At 46.6% G+C, this 25,733-nt stretch carries 22 protein-coding genes; 18 read left to right on the forward strand and 4 right to left on the reverse strand.

Translation table 11 applies throughout. The features are described from left to right. Nucleotides 1-111: 111 nt before the first annotated feature. Nucleotides 112-423: a YtpI family protein gene (locus Q9R36_RS14965; protein WP_022544270.1), complete on the reverse strand. Its 312-nt coding sequence runs from the start codon at nucleotides 421-423 to the stop codon at nucleotides 112-114. 180 nt (nucleotides 424-603) lie between these two features. Between Q9R36_RS14965 and Q9R36_RS14970 the strand changes: the two genes are divergently transcribed. Further along, complete coding sequence (locus Q9R36_RS14970; protein ID WP_311225453.1) at nucleotides 604-1,536, forward strand: DHH family phosphoesterase; 933 nt, start codon at nucleotides 604-606, stop codon at nucleotides 1,534-1,536. A gap of 38 nt (nucleotides 1,537-1,574) precedes the next feature. Here the strand turns inward: Q9R36_RS14970 and ytrI are convergent, their stop codons facing one another. Beyond that, nucleotides 1,575-2,078 carry a sporulation membrane protein YtrI gene (gene ytrI, locus Q9R36_RS14975; protein ID WP_009791342.1) on the reverse strand — a complete coding sequence of 168 codons (504 nt, stop codon included), beginning with the start codon at nucleotides 2,076-2,078 and terminating at the stop codon, nucleotides 1,575-1,577. Next, nucleotides 2,075-2,410, reverse strand: a complete 336-nt coding sequence (gene ytrH, locus Q9R36_RS14980; protein ID WP_009791343.1) for a sporulation membrane protein YtrH — start codon at nucleotides 2,408-2,410, stop codon at nucleotides 2,075-2,077. The genes ytrI and ytrH overlap by 4 nt, the downstream gene beginning before the upstream one ends. A 411-nt stretch (nucleotides 2,411-2,821) precedes the next feature. Here ytrH and dnaE point away from each other — a divergent pair, with 411 nt between their 5' ends. From dnaE to Q9R36_RS15020, 8 genes are all read left to right on the forward strand, one after another. Next, nucleotides 2,822-6,181: a DNA polymerase III subunit alpha gene (gene dnaE, locus Q9R36_RS14985; protein WP_311225454.1), complete on the forward strand. Its 3,360-nt coding sequence runs from the start codon at nucleotides 2,822-2,824 to the stop codon at nucleotides 6,179-6,181. Nucleotides 6,182-6,424: 243 nt separating this feature from the next. Continuing rightward, on the forward strand, nucleotides 6,425-7,663 hold the full coding sequence (gene ystJ, locus Q9R36_RS14990) for an NADP-dependent malic enzyme (protein ID WP_022544269.1): 1,239 nt from the start codon (nucleotides 6,425-6,427) through the stop codon (nucleotides 7,661-7,663). 66 nt (nucleotides 7,664-7,729) lie between these two features. Further along, nucleotides 7,730-8,296: a FadR/GntR family transcriptional regulator gene (locus Q9R36_RS14995; protein ID WP_311225529.1), complete on the forward strand. Its 567-nt coding sequence runs from the start codon at nucleotides 7,730-7,732 to the stop codon at nucleotides 8,294-8,296. A gap of 198 nt (nucleotides 8,297-8,494) precedes the next feature. Beyond that, nucleotides 8,495-9,361: an acetyl-CoA carboxylase, carboxyltransferase subunit beta gene (gene accD / locus Q9R36_RS15000; protein ID WP_009791348.1), complete on the forward strand. Its 867-nt coding sequence runs from the start codon at nucleotides 8,495-8,497 to the stop codon at nucleotides 9,359-9,361. Then, a complete protein-coding gene (gene accA, locus Q9R36_RS15005) occupies nucleotides 9,355-10,332 on the forward strand; it encodes an acetyl-CoA carboxylase carboxyl transferase subunit alpha (RefSeq protein WP_009791349.1) in 978 nt (325 codons plus the stop codon). Before accD ends, accA begins: the two co-directional genes overlap by 7 nt. Nucleotides 10,333-10,602: 270 nt before the next feature. Beyond that, nucleotides 10,603-11,562 carry a 6-phosphofructokinase gene (gene pfkA / locus Q9R36_RS15010; RefSeq protein WP_009791350.1) on the forward strand — a complete coding sequence of 320 codons (960 nt, stop codon included), beginning with the start codon at nucleotides 10,603-10,605 and terminating at the stop codon, nucleotides 11,560-11,562. A 172-nt stretch (nucleotides 11,563-11,734) separates the two neighbouring features. Beyond that, nucleotides 11,735-13,495 (forward strand): pyruvate kinase, encoded by a 1,761-nt coding sequence (gene pyk, locus Q9R36_RS15015; protein ID WP_009791352.1) that lies wholly within the window; start codon nucleotides 11,735-11,737, stop codon nucleotides 13,493-13,495. A gap of 184 nt (nucleotides 13,496-13,679) precedes the next feature. Continuing rightward, a complete protein-coding gene (locus Q9R36_RS15020; protein WP_022544267.1) occupies nucleotides 13,680-14,066 on the forward strand; it encodes an FxsA family protein in 387 nt (128 codons plus the stop codon). Nucleotides 14,067-14,146: 80 nt separating this feature from the next. Here the strand turns inward: Q9R36_RS15020 and ytvI are convergent, their stop codons facing one another. After that, nucleotides 14,147-15,274 (reverse strand): sporulation integral membrane protein YtvI, encoded by a 1,128-nt coding sequence (gene ytvI / locus Q9R36_RS15025; protein ID WP_009791355.1) that lies wholly within the window; start codon nucleotides 15,272-15,274, stop codon nucleotides 14,147-14,149. Between the two features lie 382 nt (nucleotides 15,275-15,656). On the opposite strand from ytvI, the gene Q9R36_RS15030 reads away from it, so the two are divergent. The 9 genes from Q9R36_RS15030 to hflC all read left to right on the forward strand — a co-directional run bounded on the left by Q9R36_RS15030 (nucleotide 15,657) and on the right by hflC (nucleotide 25,599). Further along, complete coding sequence (locus Q9R36_RS15030; RefSeq protein ID WP_009791357.1) at nucleotides 15,657-16,115, forward strand: DUF441 domain-containing protein; 459 nt, start codon at nucleotides 15,657-15,659, stop codon at nucleotides 16,113-16,115. Nucleotides 16,116-16,484: 369 nt separating this feature from the next. After that, nucleotides 16,485-17,603: a citrate synthase gene (gene citZ, locus Q9R36_RS15035; RefSeq protein WP_009791359.1), complete on the forward strand. Its 1,119-nt coding sequence runs from the start codon at nucleotides 16,485-16,487 to the stop codon at nucleotides 17,601-17,603. A gap of 240 nt (nucleotides 17,604-17,843) precedes the next feature. Beyond that, nucleotides 17,844-19,112: an NADP-dependent isocitrate dehydrogenase gene (gene icd / locus Q9R36_RS15040; protein ID WP_311225455.1), complete on the forward strand. Its 1,269-nt coding sequence runs from the start codon at nucleotides 17,844-17,846 to the stop codon at nucleotides 19,110-19,112. A gap of 129 nt (nucleotides 19,113-19,241) precedes the next feature. Beyond that, nucleotides 19,242-20,180, forward strand: coding sequence for a malate dehydrogenase (gene mdh / locus Q9R36_RS15045; RefSeq protein ID WP_009791361.1), 939 nt, complete (start codon nucleotides 19,242-19,244; stop codon nucleotides 20,178-20,180). 105 nt (nucleotides 20,181-20,285) lie between these two features. Further along, complete coding sequence (locus tag Q9R36_RS15050) at nucleotides 20,286-20,762, forward strand: MaoC family dehydratase (RefSeq protein WP_094766914.1); 477 nt, start codon at nucleotides 20,286-20,288, stop codon at nucleotides 20,760-20,762. A gap of 221 nt (nucleotides 20,763-20,983) precedes the next feature. Beyond that, nucleotides 20,984-21,697 (forward strand): response regulator transcription factor, encoded by a 714-nt coding sequence (locus Q9R36_RS15055; RefSeq protein WP_009791363.1) that lies wholly within the window; start codon nucleotides 20,984-20,986, stop codon nucleotides 21,695-21,697. Further along, entirely contained in the window at nucleotides 21,697-23,460 is a 1,764-nt protein-coding gene (gene pnpS / locus Q9R36_RS15060; RefSeq protein WP_311225456.1) for a two-component system histidine kinase PnpS, read from the forward strand. The genes Q9R36_RS15055 and pnpS overlap by 1 nt, the downstream gene beginning before the upstream one ends. Nucleotides 23,461-23,702: 242 nt before the next feature. Next, nucleotides 23,703-24,671: an FtsH protease activity modulator HflK gene (gene hflK, locus Q9R36_RS15065; RefSeq protein ID WP_022544265.1), complete on the forward strand. Its 969-nt coding sequence runs from the start codon at nucleotides 23,703-23,705 to the stop codon at nucleotides 24,669-24,671. After that, the gene (gene hflC / locus Q9R36_RS15070; RefSeq protein WP_009791366.1) at nucleotides 24,664-25,599 is read left to right on the forward strand and encodes a protease modulator HflC; all 936 of its coding nucleotides are present in this window, start codon (nucleotides 24,664-24,666) and stop codon (nucleotides 25,597-25,599) included. The genes hflK and hflC overlap by 8 nt, the downstream gene beginning before the upstream one ends. Nucleotides 25,600-25,733: the final 134 nt, after the last annotated feature.

The raw sequence follows: 25,733 nt of genomic DNA on the forward strand, positions 1-25,733 counted from the left end.
AACTATAAATGATAAAAGCGGAGGCGGCTTGCCCATTAGGCAGCTTCCGCATCTTGAACCAAGCCATAAATAAAAGCCGCTTCCATAAGGAACGGCTTTTTGAAAAAGGCTTTAATTTTGCTGTTTGCGGAGATCTTCTGCTTCCTTAGCGGCATAAGGAAGATAATGCTGGTAGGCTTTAAAACCTGCCCAGACATTGATTCCGCCGAGAATAATAAAGACGGCAGCGACAATATAGGTGACAGTTGTGCTGTAAAGGAAAAGCTGGTTGATGCCGAATAAGGCGACAAACAGTCCCAGCGCGATGCTTGACTTGGCAGACAGCCACTTTTTTTCCGCAGGCCTCCGGCTTCTCACAGTCTTTATTTTATAGAATACATAGAATGCAATGGAAATAACAATCAGTATGACTAAAACAGGCATTTGAATTCCTCCGGGCATCATTCTCTTGGGATTAATATAAGTGTCAGCCTGATTATGAGCCGGCACCTATATTATTTTAACGATAATCAGGAGGAAAAGCCATAAAAAGAGCAGGCCGTTTCTTTTTCTTTTGATTCTTTTATGCTAATAATTAGATATTCTTTCTAAAAGGAGACCACAATGAAATCAAAAATTCTTGATGAAATAAAAAAATATGATACCATCATCATCCACCGCCATGTAAGGCCTGATCCTGATGCATACGGCTCCCAGGGCGGGCTGGCGGAAATCATTAAAACATCTTTCCCGGAAAAAACGGTATATACGGTCGGGAAGGAGGAAGAGTCGCTGAACTTTATGAGGCGGCTTGACAGCATCTCGGATGAAGCCTATAAAGGGGCTTTGGTCATTGTGTGCGACACAGCCAATCAGGAGCGGGTCTGTGACCAGCGATATACGATGGGCGATAAGCTCATTAAAATCGACCATCACCCGAACGAAGATCCTTATGGCGACATTATGTGGGTTGAAACCGATGCCAGCTCTGTCAGTGAAATGATCTATGAGTTCTACCTGGAGGGGAAGGATGCAGGATTAAAGATGTCTGATGAGGCAGCCAGGCTGATATACGGGGGAATTGTCGGGGATACGGGACGATTCCTGTTTCCGAGCACAACGGAAAAAACCTTTGAAATTGCTGGTGAATTGATCCGCTATAATTTTTCACGGACAGATCTTTACGACAAAATGTATGAGCTGAAGCCGAATGTCGTCAAACTGAACGGATATGTTCTGCAGAATTTCGAGGTTCTTGCCAACGGCGCAGCATCTGTGACAATCAGCAGGGAGCTTCAGGAGCAATATGGACTTAAGGCTTCAGATGCATCCCTTCTTGTAGGGGTACTTGGCAATGTCCAGGGAATCAAAGCATGGGTATTCTTTATCGAGGAAGAAGATCAGATCAGGGTCCGCCTCCGTTCAAAGGGGCCGGTCATCAATGGCCTGGCCAAGAAGTATAAAGGCGGGGGACATCCCCTGGCAGCAGGAGCTTCCATCCATTCATGGGAAGAAAAGAAGGATGTTATCAAAGATTTGGAGGAAATCTGCCTGTAACAGGCTGAAAGGGCGCCGGTATAATGGGCGCCCTTTCCTTAGTCTTCAAAAGATATCTTCAAGGAAATCGTCAATGTTGTAAAAATGACCATTTCACTTACTTCCAGGCGGTATCTTTTATCATTGATGCGGAATGTCCGGTTTTCAATGACCTTCCTGATCAGTCCTGTGCTTTTCGATACGCTTTCCATATCCTTTGCCACCAGAATTCTTATATCCTCCTTGACGCTGTCCTCGACCTGAAGCACACTCAATGTATCAAGCTTATATTTATCGGCGTTGGTTATTTTTACTTTTATGTCCTGTACAGTCATCTGTTTAAGGCTTTTCTTATTCTGTTCCTTGAAGCTCTCCTGCCAGAGCTTGATATCATTTCTTAGCCCTGCAATTGTTTCTTCCTGTTTTTCTATCTTAAAACTGTAGTCCTCCTGCCATACGCCAAAAATGAACAAAAAGATGAACCAGCTGACGGCGCCGCCAATGGCCATGCCGGCAAACAGCTGCTGCCATGCCGGCTTCCTGTAATAAGGAGGGATCCTCATGATATATGCTCCTGTGTGAGCCAGCTGATGATCAGTGCCCCCGTTTGTGCTCCGCCCAGCGCGGAAAGAATGAGCATGAACTGTTTGAAAATATCTTTTGTCTCTCCCTGGAACAGCCCTCTTTCAAAGCTGTATACAGCATCGAAAGTGCCCCCGATCGCGGCGACGATCGCCCAGATCCTGATCATATTGGAGAGGCGGAACACCTCAGTCAGAGGCGGCTTGCCGGTCAGGAAAGCTGCAAGCCCCCCGATAATCGATCCGCCAATCAAAACACCCAGTGCAATAAAATAGCTTTCCATCATTGAAGCAAAAAATGGCTGGTGTTTCATAGTGTAATCCTTCCTTATCGAGATAGTCGCTCGTTTAAAAGATTCATAAATTTCCCCTATTCCATCTTATGGACAAACTTCAGCTATTATGTTCAGGATCAGGAAAGTTTGGAGGGATTTTTAAGGCAGATGAGCAAGGCTTTTCCGCATTTCGTATTGTCCAGCTCCAGCGGCTAGAGACTCGAGTCATAAGCCAATCAGGCCAGAAGGTTAAAGAACAACCTTCCGTCCTGCTCGTCTTATGCTTGTCGTCTCTGGGCAAGCCGCTTCCGCATTTCTTATTTTCTTTTTGGAAACGGACGTTCTATAATTGATATTATAAAAGTTTCTTTCTAGTGCGGGGCCGGCGGGAGAGGTTGAAGACCCCTGCCAGGCTTTGTGCCCGGAACGACGGATTAAGGGTGTGAGTTAATGTCATTTATTCACCTTCATGTATATAGTGCATACAGCCTGCTGACAAGTACGGTTTCGGTTGAACAGCTTGTTGCGCGGGCAAAGCAGAAAGGCTTCAGCGCCATTGCCTTGACAGACCGGAATGTAATGTATGGTACGGTTCAGTTTTACAAGGAATGTCTCAAGCATTCTATTAAACCGATCATCGGCCTTTGTGCAGATATTGAATCCGCGGGAGGGGAAAAGGGGCCGAGCCCTTTAGTGCTCCTGGCCCAAAACCAGGACGGCTTCCAGAACCTCCTGAAAATATCGAGCACTCTTCAAACGAAAGCGGACGGGGGGATCCCGGTAAAATGGCTGAAGCATTATTCCTCAGGGCTTATTGCCCTTACACCGGGCCTGGAAGGAGAAATCGAACAGTATATTGCCGGCGGTGAAGAAGAGAAGGCGCTTGAAGCCATTCGCCTCTATACAGAGATTTTCGGAAAAGACCGGTTTTATCTGGCCTATCAGGATCATGGCCTTCCGGAAGAAAAGAAGATAAACAGAAAGCTGAAGGAATTGTCTGTAAACCATGGCTTTCAGACCGCTGCGGCAAACCAGGTGTTTTATGCCGAAAAAGAAGATGCTTTTGCCCAGGAATGCCTTCTGGCCATTAAAAATGGCGATAAACTCCAGGACGAAAACCGCTTCCGTCTTCAAAGCGATGAATATTATCTTAAGACAGCAGAAGAAATGTCAGAGGTTTTTACAGAAAGCACTGAAGCACTGGAGAACACCATTAAAATTATGGAGCAGTGCAATGTCATGCTGGAGCTTGATAAGAAGCATCTGCCAAAATACCCTGTCCCGGAGGGGGATGCGGATACACTGCTGAAAGAGCTGTGCTGGAAGGGATTTGCGGAGCGCTATCCCGAGGCTTCGGAAGTCCATCGCCAACGCCTTCTATATGAGTTAGGCATCATTAAAAAAATGAAGTTCAGCGATTATTTTCTGATTGTCTGGGATTTCATCAAATTCTCCAGAGAAAACGGCATCCTAACTGGCCCCGGCCGGGGATCTGCGGCCGGATCCATGGTGTCTTACGTCCTTTATATAACCGATGCTGACCCAATTGAGCATGAGCTCCTGTTTGAGCGCTTTCTTAATCCGGAGCGGATATCCATGCCAGATATTGATATAGACTTTCCGGACCATAGAAGGGATGAGGTCATCAGATACGTCGCAAAAAAATACGGAGAGCTCCATGTGGCCCAGATTATCACTTTCGGCACGCTGGCAGCCAAAGCGGCAATGCGGGATACCGGAAGGGTATTCGGCCTGAATGCAAAAGAGCTTGAGCAGGTTTCTCGCCTGATCCCGTCCCGACCAGGCACAAACCTGAAAACAGCCTACAAAGAATCAGAACAGCTGCGGGCGTTTACGGCTGAATCCAGCCTGAATAAGAGGTTATTTGAAACAGCGCTGAAAATCGAAGGGCTTCCAAGGCATACATCCACACACGCTGCAGGTGTGGTTATCAGCGAATTTCCCCTTGTTAATGTGGTTCCAATCCAGCAGGGCCATGAAGGAGTCTATTTGACGCAATACTCAATGGAGCATCTGGAGGCTGCCGGCCTTTTAAAAATGGACTTCCTGGGGCTGCGCAATCTTTCCCTTATTGAAACGATTTTATCCTCCATTCAGCGGAAAACAGGAAAGAAACCTGATATAAAAAAGATCCCCCTGGATGATGAAAAGACATACCGGCTTCTTAGCTCCGGGGAGACGACAGGTGTCTTCCAGCTTGAATCTGATGGGATGCGGAATGTACTCAAGAAGCTGAAGCCGACCCGCTTTGAAGATATTGTGGCGGTCAATGCACTATACAGGCCGGGACCGATGGAGAATATCCCATCCTTCATTAACAGGAAGCATGGGAAAGAGCCGATTTCTTACCCGCATCCGGATTTGAAGCCGTATTTAGAAAAAACTTACGGAGTCATTGTCTACCAGGAGCAAATCATGCAGATTGCTTCCAAGATGGCCGGCTTCTCTTTGGGAGAAGCAGATTTGCTGAGAAGGGCTGTGAGCAAAAAGCAGAAGGATGTGCTGGACCGGGAGAGGGCCCATTTTGCATCAGGTGCTGTGAGCAGCGGCTATGACGAGAAAACAGCTCAGGAAGTTTACGACCTGATTGTGCGCTTTGCAAATTACGGCTTTAACAGAAGCCACGCTGTCGCCTACAGCTTTATCGCTTACCAGCTTGCCTATTTAAAAGCTAATTATCCTTTGAACTTTATGGCTGCACTCCTTTCACAGGCTTCAGGCAATGAAGATAAGCTTGCCCAGTATATCCGTGAGCTGAAGCATCTGGGGCTCACGCTTCTTCCGCCATCAATCAATTCGAGCGGCTATTCCTTCCAGGCAGAAAGCGGCGGCATCCGCTACAGCCTTGCAGCAGTGAAAGGGATAGGCGCCTCTGTCCTGAAGGATGTCTTTCACGCCCGAAGGCAGAAGCGTTTTGAGGATTTGTTTGATTTTTGCATCAGGGTACCTGCAAAATCAGCCACACGAAAAATTCTGGAGGCATTTGTGCATTCCGGCAGCTTCGACGAATTCGGGGAGGACCGCGCTGTTTTGCTTGCCACTCTGGATATAGCGATTGAGCATGCAGAACTGGTTAAGCCGGATGAGTCCGGCCAGGAGGATTTCTTCTCTGAAGATGAATTTTCCATCAAGCCGAAGTACGCGGAAAATGACCCCATCCGCATTGAAGATAAGCTTCAGTATGAAAAAGAGTATCTCGGACTTTATCTGTCAGACCATCCTGTTTCCGTTTATGCTGCCAGTTTTGCCTCCCTCGGTGTCACACAGCTGGCAGATATGGAACCTGGCAGCCGGAATATAAGAACTGCCGCTTATCTTTCAGAAGTAAAAAAAATCAGGACGAAGAAGGGAGAGGCCATGGCTTTCCTGTCCCTGAATGACCAGAGCGGAGAAATGGAGGCAGTTGTATTCCCTGCGGTATATAAAAGGGATTCTGCACTTCTGAAGCAGGGAGCTATCCTTCTCTTGGAAGGCAAAGCCGAGGAGCGGGATGGAAAGAGGCAGTTTATTGTGAACCGTGCCGCAGATATGGGACAGGCAGCAGCAGAAGCAGGCAAGCATGAGAGGACCTTATATTTGAAGGTCCCTGAAGATATAGAAACACCTGAAGGCCTGAAAGAGCTCAAAGCTATCCTGGGGAGGAATCCTGGATCAGTTCCGGTCGTCCTTCATTATGCAGGATCTCAAAAGACGATCCGCCTGGCAGAAGGAAACGGAGCAGATGCCACAGAAAAGCTGCTCAAAGATCTGGGCAGCGTGCTCGGCACTGAAAATGTAATTATAAAATAGTGGGATTCTTGCCTGTTTCAGGCAGGAATTTTGCTTCTTCCGGCAGAAAGGTTACAGCAGCAAGTCGTCCTGAAATTAGGCAGAAACGGACGAAAATACGTCATTTGGACCGGTTGTTTTGTCTTTACATCAAATCAGGATATGTTATATTGGTAAATAGATTGACTGGTCTGACCACTAAAATAAGTCATTTAATAATATAGCAAATGAAACCTTTCTGCATAAACGAAGGAGTGAGCCGTTTTGACACTAAGAGAAGAAGCTTTGCATATGCACCGCGAAAACCAGGGAAAGCTGGAGTCGAAATCCAAGGTCCAGGTACGTAATGCCAAGGATCTGAGCCTTGCTTATTCGCCGGGAGTGGCTGAGCCGTGCAAGGCGATATATGATAAACCGGAAACAGTATACGAGTATACAATGAAGGGCAATATGGTTGCTGTAGTATCAGACGGTACAGCCGTGCTTGGACTCGGCAACATCGGCCCGGAGGCTGCGCTTCCTGTAATGGAAGGGAAAGCGGTCCTTTTTAAAAGCTTTGCAGGCGTTGATGCTTTTCCCATCTGCCTGAATACAACCGATATTGATAAAATCGTTGAAACTGTTAAGCTTCTTGAGCCAACCTTCGGGGGCGTCAATTTGGAGGATATTGCGGCTCCTAATTGCTTCGTGATTGAAGAAAGGCTGAAAAAAGAAACCAATATACCAATCTTCCACGATGATCAGCATGGCACAGCTATTGTGACAGTTGCAGGGATGGTCAATGCCCTTAAGCTTGCAGGTAAGAAGATGAATGAGGTCAAAGTTGTAGCTAATGGTGCAGGCGCTGCCGGAATTGCCATCATTAAGCTGCTGTACAGCTATGGCGTCAGGGACATTATCATGTGCGATACAAAAGGCGCCATTTTTGAAGGCCGTCCGCAGGGCATGAATGATATTAAAAATGAAGTGGCGAAATATACGAACCGCGACAATAAGCAAGGAAGCCTGGCAGATGTCATTGTCGATGCAGACGTATTTATTGGAGTTTCTGCAGAAGGAGCTCTGACAGCAGACATGGTCAGGTCGATGAAGCAGGATCCTATTATTTTTGCGATGGCCAATCCTAATCCGGAGATCATGCCTGAAGAAGCAAAAGAGGCAGGCGCAATGGTTGTGGGCACCGGAAGGTCGGATTTCCCTAACCAGGTGAATAATGTCCTTGCTTTTCCCGGAATCTTCCGCGGAGCCCTGGATGTGAGGGCAACACATATAAATGAGAAAATGAAAGTGGCTGCGGTCGAAGCAATTGCAAGCCTGGTCAGCACAGAAGAGCTGACTGCAGACTACGTCATTCCGGGACCGTTTGATCCGAGGGTTGCGCCGGCGGTGGCTGCAGCGGTAGCGAGGGCAGCCATGGAGACGGGCGTAGCCAGGATCAAAGTGGATCCTGAAGAAGTAAAGGCAAAAACAAGCAGACTTGCAGTCATTGGAAAAAGTGAGTGATCAGAGAGCGTGAATTTGTCGGAAGGCTCCAAAGTATATGTTGAAATCGTGAAAGAATTAAGATCGATGATCCAGGAGGATGGCTTGAAGCCTGGGGACAAATTGCCTTCTGAACGGGAACTGACAGAGCGCCTGAATGTCGGGCGCTCTTCCGTCCGGGAAGCGCTGCGGGCGCTTGAACTGCTTGGCCTTATTGAGACAAGGCGCGGGGAAGGGACATTCATCCGTGACTTCAGGGGGCACCAGCTTGTACAATTATTGAGTACATTCATCCTGCAGGATGAAAGATCAAAGCATGATGTCAGGGAAACCAAGTACCTGATTGAGATGGACTGCCTGTGGCTGGTCATGCGCAAGGCAGAAGATGCCCAGCTTCTGGAGCTGCGGAAGTGGGTGGATTCATTTGCTTTTGCAGATGATGATTTTTTTTACAAAATTGTCAGCCTGGCGGATAACCATCTGTTCATCAGAATGTGGCTGATCCTGAAGGATTATTACAATTCACTGCATCTGCAAGGAGCCGATGCCACACTCGAAGAGTATACAAATCTTATCGACGCTCTTTCAACCCGGAAAGAATCAGAAGTCAGAAGAGTGTACCGGGATTTGAGGAAATTGTCGATTCAGCGATGACAGTTTTTTGCAGATTCTGCAAAGCGATTGTTCTATATTGATAGGGACAAACATACGAAGCGCCTGAAAAGGCTTCGTTTTTTAGATCGGTGGTCTGACCACTGGATCTTAAGCAGTATTTAAGTATATTGGGGCTGATAGTTCCTGAGGCATTTGCCTGATATTAATTGCTTATGTAACGAATGGGGGAGGTTCACCTTGCTTAAAGATATATTCAGTAAACCAAAAAAGAAGAAATATGCAACCATACCTTCGGAAACCGCAAAGCATGATGTTCCAGAGGGAATTATGACGAAATGTCCTAATTGCAAAAAGATCATGTATACGAAAGAGCTGTCCAAAAATTTAAAAGTGTGCTTCCATTGCCAGCACCATCATTCCATGAATTCCCGTGAGCGGCTTAACAGCTTCCTCGATCCGCATACTTTTGAAGAGCTTAATGCTAATATGATTTCTGAAAATCCGCTTGGCTTTCCGGATTATGTAGAGAAGCTGGAGAAAGACCGCAAAAAGACAGGCATCAATGAGGCTGTCGTAACGGGGACTGGTGAAGTAGAAGGCATGAAAGTTTCTGTGGCTGTAATGGATTCGACTTTCCGGATGGGAAGCATGGGATCTGTAGTCGGGGAGAAGATCACCCGGGCAATTGAAAAAGCGGATGAACTGGCTGTTCCGTTCATCATTTTCACTGCTTCCGGCGGGGCAAGGATGCAGGAAGGGGTACTCAGCCTTATGCAGATGGCCAAGACCAGCGTTGCGCTGAAACGCTTCAGCGATAATGGCGGCCTGATTATCTCGATCATGACCCATCCTACTACAGGAGGAGTTTCAGCAAGCTTCGCCTCACTGGGGGATTACAATTTGGCAGAGCCTGGAGCACTGATCGGCTTTGCGGGCAGGAGGATCATTGAACAGACGATAAGGGAAGAACTGCCTGAAGATTTTCAGACGTCTGAATTCCTGCTTAAGCATGGCCAGCTTGATGCAGTGGTTTCAAGGACGGAGCTGAAGGAGAAAGTAGCCAACATACTCAGCATTCATCAAGGAGGTGACTTCGAATGGTAGGAGAACTTGAATTTGAAAAGCCGGTCGTCGAACTGAAAAAGAAAATTGCCGAGCTGAAGGATTTTACAAAAGATGCAGAAGTCGACCTTTCTGCCGAAATAACCAAGCTTGAGAACCGCCTTGAGAAGCTGGAGAAGGATATTTATGAGAATCTGAAGCCTTGGGACAGGGTGCAGATTGCACGCCATCCTTCCCGGCCAACGACGCTTGATTATATATCCCACATCTTTACTGACTTTTTTGAGTGCCATGGAGACAGGGCCTTTGGGGATGATGAAGCCATTGTTGGAGGTATTGCAAAGTTCAGGGGACTTCCTGTCACGGTAATCGGCCAGCAGCGCGGCAAGGATACCAAGGAAAATATACGCAGGAATTTCGGGATGCCTCATCCTGAAGGATACCGCAAGGCACTCCGTTTGATGAAGCAGGCGGAGAAGTTTGGCCGTCCGATCATTTGCTTCATTGACACGAAAGGCGCTTATCCCGGGAAGGCAGCAGAAGAGCGGGGACAGAGCGAAGCCATTGCCCGAAATCTATTTGAAATGGCTGGCCTCACGGTGCCCGTCCTTTGTGTCGTCATCGGTGAAGGCGGCAGCGGAGGCGCCCTGGCATTGGGAGTCGGGGACCGCATTATGATGCTTGAAAACTCCACCTACTCCGTCATCTCACCAGAAGGGGCAGCAGCAATTCTCTGGAAAGATGCAGCCCAGGCGAAAAGGGCGGCAGAGTCAATGAAAATCACCGCTCCGGATCTGAAAGAGCTTGGAGTTGTAGACGAAGTGATCCCGGAAATCAAAGGGGGAGCTCATAAAGATGCGAGAGGACAGGCCTTCGAAATCGAAAGCATCTTGTACTCTGCACTGAAGGAGTTGAAAGGCTTGCCGGTGGAGCAGCTTGTCAGCCAAAGATATGAAAAATATAAGTCGATCGGTGAATACTCGTTTTTGAATGACTATATTGGGGTAAATTAAAAAACGTGCTTCCAGCACGTTTTTCTTTTACTCCACATGGGAAAAGTCGTCCAGCTAAAGGTTAAACGCTTTCATTTTAGCGATAATTCCGTCTTTTGCTGTTTCGTGCAGGATTAAGTTGAGATAGACCATTCTTCATGGTATTTTAGAAATATTCCCTGCTATTATGTTTATAATAAGAGGGTATGAACTATCCTCTCAAATATAGATCTTTCCTATTTTATCCATTTACATAGTTTATTGCTATTGACAATTAATGAGGTGATTATGTTGAAACGAATTGGCGTATTAACAAGCGGAGGGGACGCTCCCGGAATGAATGCAGCTGTGCGTGCCGTAGTCCGAAAGGCGATCTTCCATGAAATTGAAGTATATGGCGTTTTCGGCGGATATGCAGGCTTGATCAGCGGAAATATCAAGAAACTGGAGCTTGGTTCAGTCGGCGATATTATTCACCGCGGCGGCACAATGCTTTATTCAGCAAGATGCGAAGAGTTCAAGACAAAAGAAGGACAGCAAAAGGGGATCGATCAGCTCAAAAAGCATGGCATTGACGGCCTTGTCGTAATCGGCGGGGATGGCTCCTACATGGGCGCCAAAGCCCTGACTGAGCAAGGATATCCTTGTGTAGGGGTGCCGGGCACAATCGACAATGATATCCCTGGTACAGAATTTACAATCGGCTTTGACACGGCTTTGAATACAGTTATTGATGCGATCGACAAAATCCGCGATACAGCTACATCTCATGAAAGAACCTTCATCATTGAGGTTATGGGCCGGAATGCAGGAGATATCGCCCTTTGGGCTGGCCTTGCAGGCGGAGCAGAAACCATTCTGATCCCAGAAGAAAATTACGATATGAATGATATCGCAGATCGTCTGCAAAAAGGGAATGAACGCGGCAAGAAGCACAGTATCATCGTGGTTGCTGAAGGTGTATGCAGCGGCCATGAGTTCGGAAAGCAGCTGAAAGAAGCCACCGGCACTGATAACCGGATTTCAACACTGGGCCATATCCAGCGCGGCGGATCTCCGACTGCTTTTGACCGTGTGCTGGCAAGCAGGCTCGGCGCCCGTGCTGTGGAATTGCTGCTGGATGGCAAAGGCGGCCGTGCAGTAGGCATGGAGCAGAATAAATTGGTTGATTATGATATTATTGAAGCATTGGGCAGAAAGCACACTGTTGACCTTGACTTGTACAAACTGTCACAGGAGCTTTCCATTTAAAGAAAATGGCGGAGGCTTGCGAGGAAGCCTCCCGCCTTTTCATCAGGGCCGGCTCATGATCGGATTAAGGAGCCGGAACGCCCTGGATTATGAACGCAATGGCTTGCAGAAGCAAGCACAGGTACAGTAGGAGGAATCTGACTGTGCAAATATATCAGGAGGTTTGTGAAATATGCGCAAAACGAAAATCGTTTGTACGATTGGCCCTGCCAGTGAAAGTATTGAGAAATTGACACAGCTGATTGAAGCTGGAATGAACGTTTCCCGTCTGAATTTTTCCCATGGAGATTTTGAAGAACATGGAGCAAGGATCAAAAACATCCGCGAGGCTTCAAAAAGCACTGGCAAGACGGTCGCAATCCTGCTTGATACAAAAGGACCTGAAATCCGTACAAACAATATGGAAAACGGGGCAGTCGAGCTGGAAGCCGGAAACAATATCATTGTTTCAATGAATGAAGTTTTGGGGAATGCCGATAAATTTTCAGTTACATACGCCGGACTGATTGACGATGTCCATACTGGTTCAAAAATCCTGCTGGATGACGGCCTGATCGGATTAGAAGTAACAAAGATTGATAAGGCCAACAGTGAAATCCATACAAAGATCCTCAACAGCGGAACTTTGAAAAATAAAAAAGGCGTTAACGTTCCAGGCGTTTCTGTAAAACTTCCAGGAATTACAGAGAAGGATGCAAATGATATCCTTTTTGGAATTGAGCAGGGAGTAGACTTCATTGCTGCATCATTCGTGCGCCGCGCTTCGGATGTTCTTGAAATCAGGCAGCTGCTTGAAGATAATAATGCTTCACATATCCAAATCATCCCTAAGATCGAAAACCAGGAAGGCGTCGACAACATCGATGAAATCCTTGAAGTATCTGACGGTCTGATGGTAGCCCGCGGCGACCTTGGTGTTGAAATCCCTGCAGAAGAGGTTCCTCTTGTGCAAAAAAGCCTGATCAAAAAGTGCAATATTCAAGGCAAGCCTGTTATTACCGCTACACAGATGCTTGATTCTATGCAGCGCAATCCGCGCCCGACGCGTGCAGAAGCAAGCGATGTGGCCAATGCGATCTTTGACGGCACAGATGCCATCATGCTATCCGGCGAAACAGCAGCAGGCACATACCCGGTAGAAGCAGTGCAGACGATGCATAACATCGCTTCCCGTGCAGAATCAGCGCTTGATCATAAAGAAATCCTTTCTAACCGCAGCAAGGATAACGAACATAATATCACAGATGCGATCGGCCAGTCTGTGGCACATACTGCTTTGAATCTCGATGTTAATGCAATCATCACTCCAACGGAAAGCGGCCATACAGCAAGGATGATTTCAAAATATCGTCCAAAGGCACCGATTGTTGCGGTAACTTCCCAAGAATCTGTTACACGCCGCCTTTCATTGGTTTGGGGTGTATATCCTCAGGTCGGACAGGAAGCTTCAACGACGGATGATATGCTCGATTCAGCTGTACAGGAAAGCATGAACAGCGGACTAGTCGGTTCAGGCGACCTGGTTGTCATCACTGCAGGCGTCCCTGTTGGCGAGGCAGGAACAACGAATCTGATGAAGATTCACGTGATTGGCGATGCAGCACTGAGAGCACAGGGCATCGGCCGCAAATCAGCGTTCGGGAAAGTGGTTGTCGCAAAGGATGCAAAGGAAGCGATTGAAAAGGTCACGCAAGGTTCCATTCTTGTCACAGTCGGCTCTGACCGTGATATGGTTCCTGCCATTGAAAAATGCAGTGCCTTGATTACGGAAGAGGGCGGATTGACAAGCCATGCAGCTGTTGTCGGCCTTAATCTTGGAATTCCTGTTATCGTGGGTGCGGAAAACGCTACTTCCATTTTCAAGGATGGCCAGGAAATCACAGTCGATTCGCGCAGAGGCATCATCTATAATGGACATGCCAGCGTCCTGTAATTAAGAAAAGAAGAAGGGTTTTGCCGCCCTTCTTCTTTTTTGTCAAAAATTAATTTTATGATGTGCTGTTCCTGCATAATTGGTCTTTTAAGCCATACAGTTTTATAATAGGGACAGGCAGGTATTTTAGAAAAATGTCTTCTGGCATGTAATCCACCACCTGTTCAAGACTGGAGGAAAAGAAATGCGCTATATTCTTCTGCTGTTGATCGTCATCCCGGCAGCTGAAATAGGAGTTCTTCTGCTGTCAGGAAAGGTCATCGGTGTATGGCTGACCATCCTGCTCATCATTTGTACAGGCCTGCTGGGTGCTTACCTGGCAAAGAAGCAGGGGCTTGAGACAATCCGCAGGGTACAGGAACAGCTCGGCCGCGGCCAGCTTCCGGGAGATGCGGTCCTGGATGGCATCTGCATCCTAGTCGGCGGCACGCTGCTCTTGACGCCCGGGTTTATTACAGATATAACTGGTTTCCTTCTGCTGCTGCCCCCTTCAAGGATATTCTTCAAAAATATCCTGATGAAAATTTTCAGGAGCAGGATTCAAAGAGGAAACATTAAGATTATCAGATAGAAAGAAAGTCTGCCCTGGAGCAGCGGGTTCCTTATTCCCCCGCTTCCTGCATGGCAGACTTTCTTCTTTTCATTGCCTGTTCATACAGGCTTTCTTCTGTCATTACCTTTAATGTAAAGCCATAAATCCCTGAACACGCCTGCCTTATGGAGGGTCGTGATAATGACAAGGACTACAGGGCCGGCAATGAGGCCAAGAAAACCGATTGTCTTAAAGCCGACAAACAAAGCAACCAGGGTAGCGAGCGGATCCATGCCTATGCTGGAGGAAAGCACCTTCGGCTCCATGATCTGCCTTTGTACAAGGACGATGACATATAGGACTCCCAGTCCGACTGCGGTGCTCATTTCTCCTGCAATGGCCTCGTAAATAATCCAAGGGACAAAAATCAGGCCTGTGCCCAGGTAAGGGATGATGTCAACGATCCCTGTAACGAGGGCAATCGTGATGGCATAATCTACACGAAGGATGAGCAGCCCGATTAATATGATGATAGCAGTGATAGAGACCAGGGTAGCCTGTGCTTTGACAAACCCGAATAAGGCCTTTTTCAGATCGGTGAAAACTGTTGCGCTGCTGGCTTTTGCTTTTTCAGGGAGCAGCCTGTTCCCCAGGATGGAAAGCCTGTACCAGTCTTTGCTGATGAAAAAAGTGGCCAGAAGGGAAAAAATCACGACGGTTGCAGCATTAGGGAACCAGGAAAGGATATTTGGGATTTTTTCAAAAAACGATTGTATAAAAGATCCTGCGGTCGCTCCGAATCTGGAGCCTACATTTTGGATATTGGCGAGGATGGTATCCTTTTGTCCCGTATCCAGGCTGTTGAACATACTGGTGAGCTGATTGTAAAGCGGGATCAGCTGTCCTGCAAAAAAGTCTTCGGCATATGTAATCAGCGTTTCAAGATGATTCGGGACCACCTGTGCCAGGTAGTCTGCACCAGAGACGATCTCGGCAATCAGCAGAGTAATAAGACCGGCAAAAAAGGCAAAAATAAGAATCAGGCTGATAAGAACGGCGAGAGCCCTTGGCATCCTCCCTTTCCTGACGAGGAAATTGACAAGCGGATTCATCAGAAACGCAATGGCGAATCCGATTATAAACGGATAGGTTACCTTTGAAACATAAAATAAACCAGCCAGGAGCAGGAGGACTGCTCCAATAACTACAATAAATCTCAGGGATCGATTCAGATAAACAGTATTCAAAACCGTTTTTCCTCCTTGGGATATTCAAATTTGCGCCGGGTGCTGCCCTCTGCCGTACTGCACTGCTCAGCAGGCATCACTTCATATTTACGTTCCCCGCTGGAGTAAGATTCGGCACTGCCCGAAAAAAGATATTTTTTGGGGCAGGCGCTAAAGCAGCCAGGACCAGCATATAGTGACATATTCGTTGAAGACGGTCCATTGTCCTGCTGCATATGTTTCAAAAGAAAAAGCGATTAAGCAGCTTCAATAGCATCAGAATCAGGAGGAAGACCAGACTGAAAAGCAATGTGGCAGCATGTGCGCATTGTCAGGCAAATCAATAAAAAACCTTAATTATATTATGTTAAAATAATGAAAGTATGAAGGAAGGAAGAATAATATGTCTCAGTCGCTTATTTTTTTGATCCTGCTGCTGGCCATCGGGCTGGCTGCGAAAAATAACTCTCTTGTCCTCGCTGTCATGGTGCTGGTGGCTATAAAAGCCATTGGTGCTGATTCAAAGATATTTTCCGTGCTGCAGTCAAAAGGAGTCAATTGGGGAGTCACGGTCATTACCATCGCAGTGCTGGCCCCGATTGCAAGCGGAGATATCGGTTTCAAGGAACTGACAGCAGCTTTTAAATCGCCGTACGCCTGGATTGCCCTGATTTCGGGAATGGCAGTCGCGCTGATTGCAAAAGGCGGATTGACACTGCTGACCGAGGATCCGCATATTACGGCAGCGCTTGTTCTTGGGACCATTCTGGCCGTATCCCTGTTTAAGGGGGTTGCAGTCGGGCCATTGATCGGAGCTGGAATCGCTTACATGGCAATGAGACTATTTGAATTTCTAAAATAGTTTTCTCCAAAAATAATAATTTTTTCACATTTCGAGTGCCTTTTCATTCACAAATATCAGATAATTGTTTATAATAGGACTTGTAAGCGTAACCTTTTTACAATTTCCTGCCGCCAGAATCAGTAAAAGGCGGCAACGAAAAAATGAAAGCATTTTCTTTTTTTTAATACTGGTTCCGAGCAAGCGCTCGATATATCAGGCTTGCGGAGCTTTGTTCAAAAACCTGCAGCATCAGCTCTGCAGTCTATTACACAACAGGCTCGGTCGGGCTGAACAGAATGATCTTTTACCGGTGCTATTTTTGGACATGCCGGCATGTTTACAGGCATACCGGCAAGGGGAAAATCAATTTGTAAAGGAGAGGTTCATATGACAGCAACACGAGGACTTGAAGGGGTAGTGGCGACTACTTCCTCTATCAGCTCGATCATCGATGATACGCTCACTTATGTGGGATATAATATCGATGATCTGGCGGAAAATGCAAGTTTTGAAGAGGTAATCTATTTATTGTGGCACAGGAAGCTTCCGACTGCCAAACAATTGGAAGAGCTTAAGAACCAGCTGGCAGAAGATATGGAACTTCCTCAGGAAGTGCTTGAACATTTCAAAATGTATCCGATTGATAAGGTGCATCCTATGGCTGCGCTGAGGTCAGCTGTGTCCCTGCTTGGCTTATATGATGAGGAAGCAGATGAAATGAATGAAGAGGCCAATTACCGCAAAGCAGTCCGCCTGCAGGCCAAAATGCCTGCGATCGTTACGGCATTTGCACGTGTGCGCAAAGGGCTTGATCCGATCGCCCCTAGAAAGGATCTCACTTTTGCTGCCAACTTCCTTTATATGCTTACTGGCAACGAGCCGGAAGATATCGCAGTTGAAGCTTTCAACAAGGCGCTTGTCCTGCATGCCGACCATGAGCTGAATGCATCCACTTTCACTGCCCGTGTCTGTGTAGCGACATTATCTGACGTTTATTCCGGTGTCACTGCAGCCATCGGCGCTCTTAAAGGGCCTCTTCATGGAGGAGCAAACGAAGCCGTCATGAAGATGCTTACAGAAATCGGCGAATTGAATAATGTAGATTCATATATTCGCGAGAAGCTGGACAATAAAGAAAAAATCATGGGCTTTGGCCACCGCGTATACCGTAAAGGCGATCCGCGCGCCAAACACCTGAGGGAAATGTCTGAAAAGCTGACTCATCTGACTGGTGAGCCGCACTGGTATCAGATGTCAACACAGATTGAGGATATTGTGACAGGAGAGAAAGACCTTCCGCCGAATGTTGATTTTTATTCTGCATCTGTTTATCACAGCCTGGGAATCGACCATGACCTGTTTACGCCGATCTTTGCCGTAAGCCGCGTATCCGGATGGCTTGCCCATATTCTGGAGCAATACGAAAACAACCGCCTCATCCGTCCGCGCGCCGACTATACAGGACCGGGTATGCAGACTTATGTTCCGGTTGCTGAACGCGGATAATATAGTAAACAATTTTACTTTTCAGTAAAAAATTGATGTAATAGAAGAAGGGAATTCGGATGCCTCTTTTTAAAGAGGATAGGATGGCAGCATGATAGAATGATAGGCTGCACTTTTAAACTTCCGTTTCCTGGAGAAAACCGCGCACCGATCGGCATTTCCGGCCAGCTTTTTCCCGCTGGTCTCTGCTGCCGGGGTGATGTGTGCCGGCCTATGCTTAAGAATTTGGAGGGAGAAACCATGCAAGGTGAAAAAATTACTGTAACGAACGGCGCTTTAAACGTGCCTAACAATCCTATCGTCCCATTTATCGAGGGAGATGGAACTGGACCGGATATTTGGGCTTCAGCATCAAGAGTATTGGATGCTGCAGTTGAGAAAGCTTATAATGGCGAGCGCAAAATCGTCTGGAAAGAGGTTCTTGCAGGTGAAAAGGCATTCAACCAGACGGGCGAATGGCTTCCATCTGAAACGCTTGAACAGATCAACGAATACCTGATTGCGATTAAAGGTCCGCTGACAACTCCAATCGGAGGCGGGATCCGTTCATTGAACGTTGCCCTTCGCCAGGAGCTTGACCTGTATGTCTGCCTGCGCCCTGTACGCTGGTTCGAAGGTGTCCCATCTCCAGTCAAGCGTCCTCAGGATACTGATATGGTTATTTTCCGCGAAAATACGGAAGATATCTATGCAGGGATTGAATATGCAAAAGACTCTGATGAAGTGAAGAAGCTGATCACTTTCCTTCAAAACGAAATGGGCGTCAATAAGATCCGTTTCCCTGAGACATCAGGAATCGGCATCAAGCCAGTGTCTGAAGAAGGCACAAGCCGTTTAGTCCGTGCAGCTATTGATTATGCCATCAAGGAAGGCCGCAAATCAGTAACGCTTGTACATAAAGGCAATATCATGAAGTTCACAGAAGGCGCATTCAAAAACTGGGGCTATGAGTTGGCTGAGAAGGAATACGGCGACAAAGTATTCACTTGGGCCCAGTATGACCGCATCAAAGAAGAGCAGGGGACAGAAGCTGCCAATAATGCACAGGCTGATGCAGAAGCTGCAGGCAAAATCATCGTCAAGGATGCCATTGCCGATATCTTCCTTCAGCAGATCCTTACACGTCCGCGCGAGTTTGATGTAGTGGCTACAATGAACCTGAACGGAGATTATATCTCTGATGCACTGGCTGCACAGGTAGGCGGCATCGGAATCGCTCCTGGAGCAAACATCAACTATGTAACAGGACATGCAATCTTTGAAGCAACCCACGGCACTGCACCTAAGTATGCCGGTCTTGATAAAGTTAATCCATCTTCAGTTATCCTGTCAGGCGTATTGCTGCTTGAGCATCTTGGCTGGACTGAAGCTGCGAACTTAATCGTCAAATCCATGGAAAATACAATTGCATCAAAAGTTGTGACTTATGACTTTGCGCGTCTGATGGACGGTGCGACAGAAGTGAAATGTTCTGAGTTCGGCGATGAGCTGATCAAGAACATGAAGTAAAACCAGCAGGAACTTTTCAGGAGGCCGGTTCTCATCCGAGGACGGCCTCTTACATAATCGGAGATATCCGGCCGCTGCCCTGCCAGCTGCAGGCTGCGTACCAAACCATTCCTTAAGGGGGAACATGTCATGACATTGAAACGCAAAAAGATTTCTGTAATCGGCGGAGGATTTACCGGAGCAACGACAGCTTTCCTGCTTGCCCAAAAGGAGCTTGGGGATGTAGTCCTTGTGGATATTCCTCAAATGGAAAACCCTACAAAAGGAAAAGCGCTTGATATGCTTGAAGCAAGTCCTGTACAGGGGTTTGATGCCAATATAACAGGCACATCCAGCTATGAAGATACGAAGGATTCCGATATCGTGGTGATTACAGCCGGAATTGCACGCAAGCCTGGCATGAGCCGCGACGACCTTGTTCAGACCAACCAAAAAATCATGAAAAGCGTCGCGCAGGAAATTGTAAAATATTCTCCTGAAAGCTATATCATTGTCCTGACAAACCCGGTTGATGCCATGACCTATACGGTCTTCACAGAGTCAGGCTTCCCGAAAAACCGGGTAATAGGCCAGTCAGGCATCCTTGATACGGCGCGTTTCCGCACCTTTGTCGCCCAGGAGCTTAACCTTTCTGTTAAGGATATTACAGGCTTCGTCCTTGGCGGACATGGAGATGACATGGTGCCGCTTGTCCGCTATTCTTATGCAGGGGGCATTCCGCTGGAAACATTGATTCCGAAGGACCGCCTGGATGCAATCGTTGAGCGGACACGCAAAGGCGGAGGAGAAATCGTTAACCTTCTTGGAAACGGAAGCGCTTATTATGCTCCGGCTGCTTCTTTGGTGGAGATGTGCGAAGCAATCCTTAAAGACCAGCGGCGGGTGCTGCCTTCCATTGCTTATCTTGAAGGGGAATATGGTTATGAAGGCATTTATCTTGGCGTTCCAACCATTCTTGGGGCGAACGGGATCGAAAAAATCATTGAACTGGAACTGACCGACGAAGAAAAAGCTGCGCTGGATAAATCGGCGGAAGCTGTCCGAAATGTGATGGATGTGCTTGCTTGATAAACAATCAGATCGGGGGGGATACCCCCGATTTTTTTAAAAATAAATAACTGAATTATCAAACTTATAAATGAAAACGATTACAATAATTGGAGGTGCTCTTCCTTGCTTCTAGGAAAAAAGCGCAAACTGGGCAGGAGAATTGAAGAAATAACAGCAGGGGAAAAGCTGACATTAACAGAAAAAATAGAGGATAAGGATCTGCTGCTTTATCTTGGCTTGACCAATGATGCAAATCCTCTTTATATCCAGCATGACTATGCTTCCCAGACGCCTTATAAAAAACCGATAGTACCCAATATCATGCTGAATGGCATCATATCTTCGGCTGTTTCCAAGTATTTGCCTGGTCCGGGTTCTCATATTCTTAAACAGGAGATTGAGTATCATAAACCTGTGTTCCATTATTCTGTCATCGAATTTTTATTTTTGGTGGATGACGTAAATCAAAGCAGCCATACAGTAACAATCAAAGTGGAGGCCATCACGGAAGAAGGCGAACTCGCATTAAGCGGTTCTCTCCTTGTATGCCCTCCACACCGCCTGGAAGGAATGGAAGGCAGCGCATTGGATAACTTTTAAATAGACAATATTTAGACCCGGAATGGAAGCATTCCGGGTCTTTTTAATCTTTTTTAGCTTAAATCTCATGCTCGGACTGTCCAGCGGTTGTGAGACATCCTCTAAATCATATTTCTTATCCCGGAATATTCCTTATTGCTTTTCCTCCGGCCCCATATATTATAATAGAGCTGTGGTACTTGGGGTTTTTACAGGGGTAATATAGATTATTGGAGGCCTTTATGGATAAAAAAGTGCTAGTAGTTGATGATGAACAATCCATTGTCACCCTTTTGGAGTATAACCTGAAACAGGCAGGATATGAGGTAATCACTGCAATGGATGGAGAGTCCGGCAAGGATTTTGCCCTGCAGGAAAGGCCGGATCTGATCGTGCTGGATCTAATGCTGCCAAAGCTCAATGGCATAGAGGTCTGCAAGCAGCTTCGCCAGGAAAAAATACATACACCCATCCTCATGCTGACTGCAAAGGATGATGAATTTGATAAGGTGCTTGGCCTGGAGCTTGGCGCTGATGATTATATGACAAAACCTTTTAGCCCGAGAGAGGTTGTTGCCCGGGTAAAAGCAATCCTGCGCAGGACTCAGCTGACGGCCGGGCAGCAGGAGCAGGCTGAAGAGGATTCTGATTCTATCCGGATAGGCGGGCTGAAGATCTTCCCGGAGCATTATGAGGCATTTTTCTCGGAAGAACTGCTGGAACTGACACCGAAGGAATTTGAACTCCTGCTTTACCTTGCCCAAAATAAAGGCAGGGTGCTGACGAGGGACCAGCTGCTGAGTGCTGTATGGAATTATGATTTCGCAGGCGATACAAGAATCGTGGATGTACATGTCAGCCATCTGCGGGAAAAGATTGAGGAGAATACGAAAAAGCCGGCTTATATAAAAACAATCAGGGGGCTGGGCTATAAACTGGAGGAGCCGAAGGGCTGATGACCAAATTCCGCACAAGGCTTCTTTTTGCCCTGATCACGCTTATCATTGCTGTTTTGGTAGGTTTGGGCCTCCTGCTGGGCCAGCTGTTTAAAAGCTATTATCTTAAGTCATTCGATGAAAGGCTCATCAAGGAAAGTGAGATGCTTTCTACATATATTGAAGACAGCGGGGGGATTGATGCGCTGAGCCAAAAAACCATCCTCGATTTTGGGGAAATGCTGGGTGTCCGTGTCACCATTGTCAATGATGACGGCACCATCCGTTATGACAGCAAAGGTGAAAGAGAAAGCATTGATAGCAGGCATGAAGGGATTATACAGGGAATCCTAAGCAAAACAGGCAGAGATGAGGAGGTCTTCGAGGTTGAAGGCGGCTTTGATCTGCATTATTATTGGAAGCCGATTATCCAGGGTGGAGCAAATGAAGGCTATATATTTCTCAGCTCACAGATGACAGAGCTGAAAAAAGCCTACAGGCAGATTTGGTGGATATTGACTGTCAGCCTTGGGCTTGCACTTGCAGTCATCATCCTCCTGGGCTCAAAGATTGCTGCGAGATATACGAAGCCAATTGAATCAGCTACTAACGTCGCCATTGAACTTGCAAAAGGAAATTACCGTGCAAGGACGTATGAGGATAATATAGATGAAACCGGTATGCTCAGCTCCTCGATCAATGTCCTTGCCAGAAATCTGCAGGATATGGTCAAGGCCCAGGAAATGCAGCAGGACCGGCTGGGAACCCTGATTGAAAACATGGGGAGCGGCCTTATTTTAATTGACAGCAGGGGCTATATCAGCCTTGTGAATAAGCCATACTATGAAATCTTCGGCCTGGAGCCTCACGGCTATGTCGGCAATCTTTATTATGAAGTGATTGAACAAAAAGAAATAACCGACCTGGTTGAAGATATCTTCATGACAGAACAGAAAACAAGAAAGCAAATGGTGATCCCGGTTGCAATTGAGCGCAAGCATTTTGAGGTGTATGGAGTCCCGATCATCGGAACGAATGATGTATGGAAAGGTATCCTGCTTGTTTTCCATGATATAACGGAATTAAAAAAGCTCGAACAGATGAGAAAGGACTTTGTCGCTAATGTTTCTCATGAGCTGAAGACACCGATCACCTCTATTAAAGGTTTTTCAGAAACACTGCTTGACGGTGCTATGCATGATCAAGCAGCGTTATCGGCTTTCCTGGACATAATATTGAAAGAAAGCGACCGCCTCCAGTCGCTCATCCAGGATCTGCTGGATCTCTCCAAAACAGAACAGCAGGGGTTCAGGCTTTCTGTCCAGGAGATGGATCTTTCCAGCCTGCTTGGCGAATGCCTGGCGATACTGAATGGAAAAGCAAAGGATAAGGTTATTGATATAGAGTATTCAGATCAATCGGGAAATGGGTGGATCAAGGGAGATCCTCACCGTCTGAAGCAGGTGTTCATCAACCTGCTGACCAATGCCATTACTTATACTCCGCAGGGCGGAAAAATATCCGTATCGCTGGAGGAAAAGGAAGATAAGGTCCAGGTTGAGGTTAAGGATACAGGCATGGGAATTGACCAGGATGAAATTCCCCGGATCTTTGAACGGTTCTACAGGATCGACAAAGCAAGGAGCAGGAATTCCGGAGGCACTGGCCTTGGCCTTGCAATCGTTAAGCATCTCGTTGAGGCCCACAAAGGCAGCATTACGGTTGAAAGTGAAGTGGGGAAGGGGACAACTTTTAAAGTGCAGCTGCACAGGGAAATTTCATAAAATGCGTACATATGGATTTAAGTTTACACATTCTTTACATGGTGTTTATTGTGCCTTAATATTCCATTGATACAATCATTTATGAAAAACCCCTTCATCCAAGGAGCCAAACCAGAAAGACGAAAGCAGACCCCGCTTTCGTCTTTCGCCATTTATTCAGCTTTTTTGTAATCATATTGAAACCTTTATGTTATACAGCCGTATTAAGAGGCAGAGATAAAAACAGAAAGGGGAGCAGGGGAATGGTCAGTTTAAAAAGGATTTATACGATATTAGGCCTCGCGGTCCTGATTATCATACTGAGCATTGCAGCATTCACGACCTGGTATACAGTCGACGAATCTGAACAGGCTGTCATATTGACATTCGGTGAAGTGGAACAGGGCATCAATGAGCCTGGACTGCATTTTAAAATGCCATGGCCAATTCAATCAGTAGAAAAGCTATCGAAAGAAACCTTCAGCCTTCAATTCGGTTATGAAGAAAAAGATGGGAAGGTAAAGGAACATCCTCAAGATACAAAGATGATTACAGGGGATGAGAACATAGTCCATGCAGACCTTGTGGTGCAATGGAAAATTACAAATCCTGAAAAATTCCTTTTTAATGCTGATAATCCTGAGGAAGTCATGTATGATGCAACTTCTGCCTCATTAAGAAGCATCATAGGCAATTCCAAGATCGATGACGCCTTAACCTCAGGCAAGGCGCAAATCGAAGGGGATGTCAGAGAGATGCTGACTTCTTTGATTGAAAAATATGATATTGGCATATCGATACTGGCAGTCAAACTTCAGGATGTCGAACTTCCCAATGATGAAGTCCGCAAGGCATTCACCAATGTAACAGATGCCCGTGAGACGATGAATACTAAAATAAATGAAGCCAAGAAATATAAGAATAAGAGAATGAATGAGGCAGCCGGTGAAGAGGATGCCATGATTTCCAAGGCAAAAGGAGATAAAACTGCAAGGATCCAGGGAGCGACTGGTGATGTAGCCGTATTCAATAAGCTGTACGCGGAATATAAGAACAGCCCTGATATCACAAGGGAGAGGCTGGTGCTCGAAACGCTTGAGCAGGTTCTTCCCGGTGCTGAAATCTATATCATGAATGATGACGGGAATACCATGAAATATTTCCCGATCAGGCCTCTTGAGAAGGAGCAGCCTAAGGCACCGGCAGAGGAAGGAAGTGAAAGCAATGGATGATCAGAATGTAGTGAATATAAATGAGCGCGGAAACGGGTTTCAATGGCGAAACTATATTAAAGCAGGAATTTTTCTTGTAGTTGTCATCGCAGCACTGATTCTGGTCTTTGCCAACCTCTTTATCGTGAAGGAAGGCGAGTACAGGGTTATCCGCCAGTTTGGAGAAGTAGTCAGGATTGAGAAGGATCCCGGACTCAGCTATAAACTTCCTTTCATCCAGAGTGTCACTTCCCTGCCTAAGTATCAGATGACCTATGATGTCAATGAAGCGGAAATTAATACGAAAGATAAGAAAAGGATCATTATTGATAATTATGCCGTTTGGAGAATCGAGGATCCCAAGAAGCTGATTGCAAATGCCCAGACGATGGAAAAAGCAGAGTCAAGAATGGAAGAATTCATCTACTCGGTGGTAAGGGCAGAGCTTGGAAATTTGGAATATGAGGACATCATCACTGATGAAGAAGCCTCTTCCCGCGGTTCAATCAATGACAGGATCACTGAACAGGTGAATGAGATGCTGTCCAGGGACCAGTATGGGGTCGTTGTGACGGATGTCAGGATGAAAAGGACCGATCTGCCAAGCGAAAATGAGCAGTCTGTATACACAAGGATGATTTCCGAGCGGGATACAAAGGCACAGGAATATCTTTCACAGGGTGATGCGCAAAATAACAGGATTGTAGCAGAAACAGACATGAACGTTAAAGAGATGCTTTCAAAGGCACAGGCTGAAGCAGAAACGATCCGGGCGGAGGGTGAGGCAGAAGCTGCCCGCATCTACAATCAGTCGTTTTCAAAAGATCCTGATTTCTACTCTCTATACAGAACACTTCAATCTTATAAAAAGACGATCAATGGGGAGTCTGTTATTGTGCTTCCTTCCGATTCGCCGTATGCCCGCCTGTTGATGGGGTATACAAACTAGCAGGCAAATAGCTGCGCGCCGTTATTTTTCTTTCTTTATCCAGTCGTGATAAAATGAAAGAAGAATAACGGTTTTTTTTGTTAAGCTACTTTTCTGCCAGGGTGAGGGTTATTTTGACTGGCTGAAGATGCGGC

This window comes from Bacillus sp. AG4(2022) (assembly GCF_031844465.1).
GTDB lineage: Bacteria > Bacillota > Bacilli > Bacillales > Cytobacillaceae > Bacillus_AB > Bacillus_AB infantis.

What these genes read in the sequence shown, in the direction of transcription:
- Q9R36_RS14965 (WP_022544270.1), bottom strand. Translation starts at nt 423, where the DNA reads ATGCCTGTTTTAGTCATACTGATTGTTATTTCCATTGCATTCTATGTA.
- Q9R36_RS14970 (WP_311225453.1), top strand. Translation starts at nt 604, where the DNA reads ATGAAATCAAAAATTCTTGATGAAATAAAAAAATATGATACCATCATC.
- ytrI (WP_009791342.1), bottom strand. Translation starts at nt 2,078, where the DNA reads ATGAGGATCCCTCCTTATTACAGGAAGCCGGCATGGCAGCAGCTGTTT.
- ytrH (WP_009791343.1), bottom strand. Translation starts at nt 2,410, where the DNA reads ATGAAACACCAGCCATTTTTTGCTTCAATGATGGAAAGCTATTTTATT.
- dnaE (WP_311225454.1), top strand. Translation starts at nt 2,822, where the DNA reads ATGTCATTTATTCACCTTCATGTATATAGTGCATACAGCCTGCTGACA.
- Q9R36_RS14995 (WP_311225529.1), top strand. Translation starts at nt 7,730, where the DNA reads ATGATCCAGGAGGATGGCTTGAAGCCTGGGGACAAATTGCCTTCTGAA.
- accA (WP_009791349.1), top strand. Translation starts at nt 9,355, where the DNA reads ATGGTAGGAGAACTTGAATTTGAAAAGCCGGTCGTCGAACTGAAAAAG.
- pyk (WP_009791352.1), top strand. Translation starts at nt 11,735, where the DNA reads ATGCGCAAAACGAAAATCGTTTGTACGATTGGCCCTGCCAGTGAAAGT.
- Q9R36_RS15020 (WP_022544267.1), top strand. Translation starts at nt 13,680, where the DNA reads ATGCGCTATATTCTTCTGCTGTTGATCGTCATCCCGGCAGCTGAAATA.
- Q9R36_RS15030 (WP_009791357.1), top strand. Translation starts at nt 15,657, where the DNA reads ATGTCTCAGTCGCTTATTTTTTTGATCCTGCTGCTGGCCATCGGGCTG.
- citZ (WP_009791359.1), top strand. Translation starts at nt 16,485, where the DNA reads ATGACAGCAACACGAGGACTTGAAGGGGTAGTGGCGACTACTTCCTCT.
- icd (WP_311225455.1), top strand. Translation starts at nt 17,844, where the DNA reads ATGCAAGGTGAAAAAATTACTGTAACGAACGGCGCTTTAAACGTGCCT.
- mdh (WP_009791361.1), top strand. Translation starts at nt 19,242, where the DNA reads ATGACATTGAAACGCAAAAAGATTTCTGTAATCGGCGGAGGATTTACC.
- Q9R36_RS15055 (WP_009791363.1), top strand. Translation starts at nt 20,984, where the DNA reads ATGGATAAAAAAGTGCTAGTAGTTGATGATGAACAATCCATTGTCACC.
- pnpS (WP_311225456.1), top strand. Translation starts at nt 21,697, where the DNA reads ATGACCAAATTCCGCACAAGGCTTCTTTTTGCCCTGATCACGCTTATC.
- hflK (WP_022544265.1), top strand. Translation starts at nt 23,703, where the DNA reads ATGGTCAGTTTAAAAAGGATTTATACGATATTAGGCCTCGCGGTCCTG.
- hflC (WP_009791366.1), top strand. Translation starts at nt 24,664, where the DNA reads ATGGATGATCAGAATGTAGTGAATATAAATGAGCGCGGAAACGGGTTT.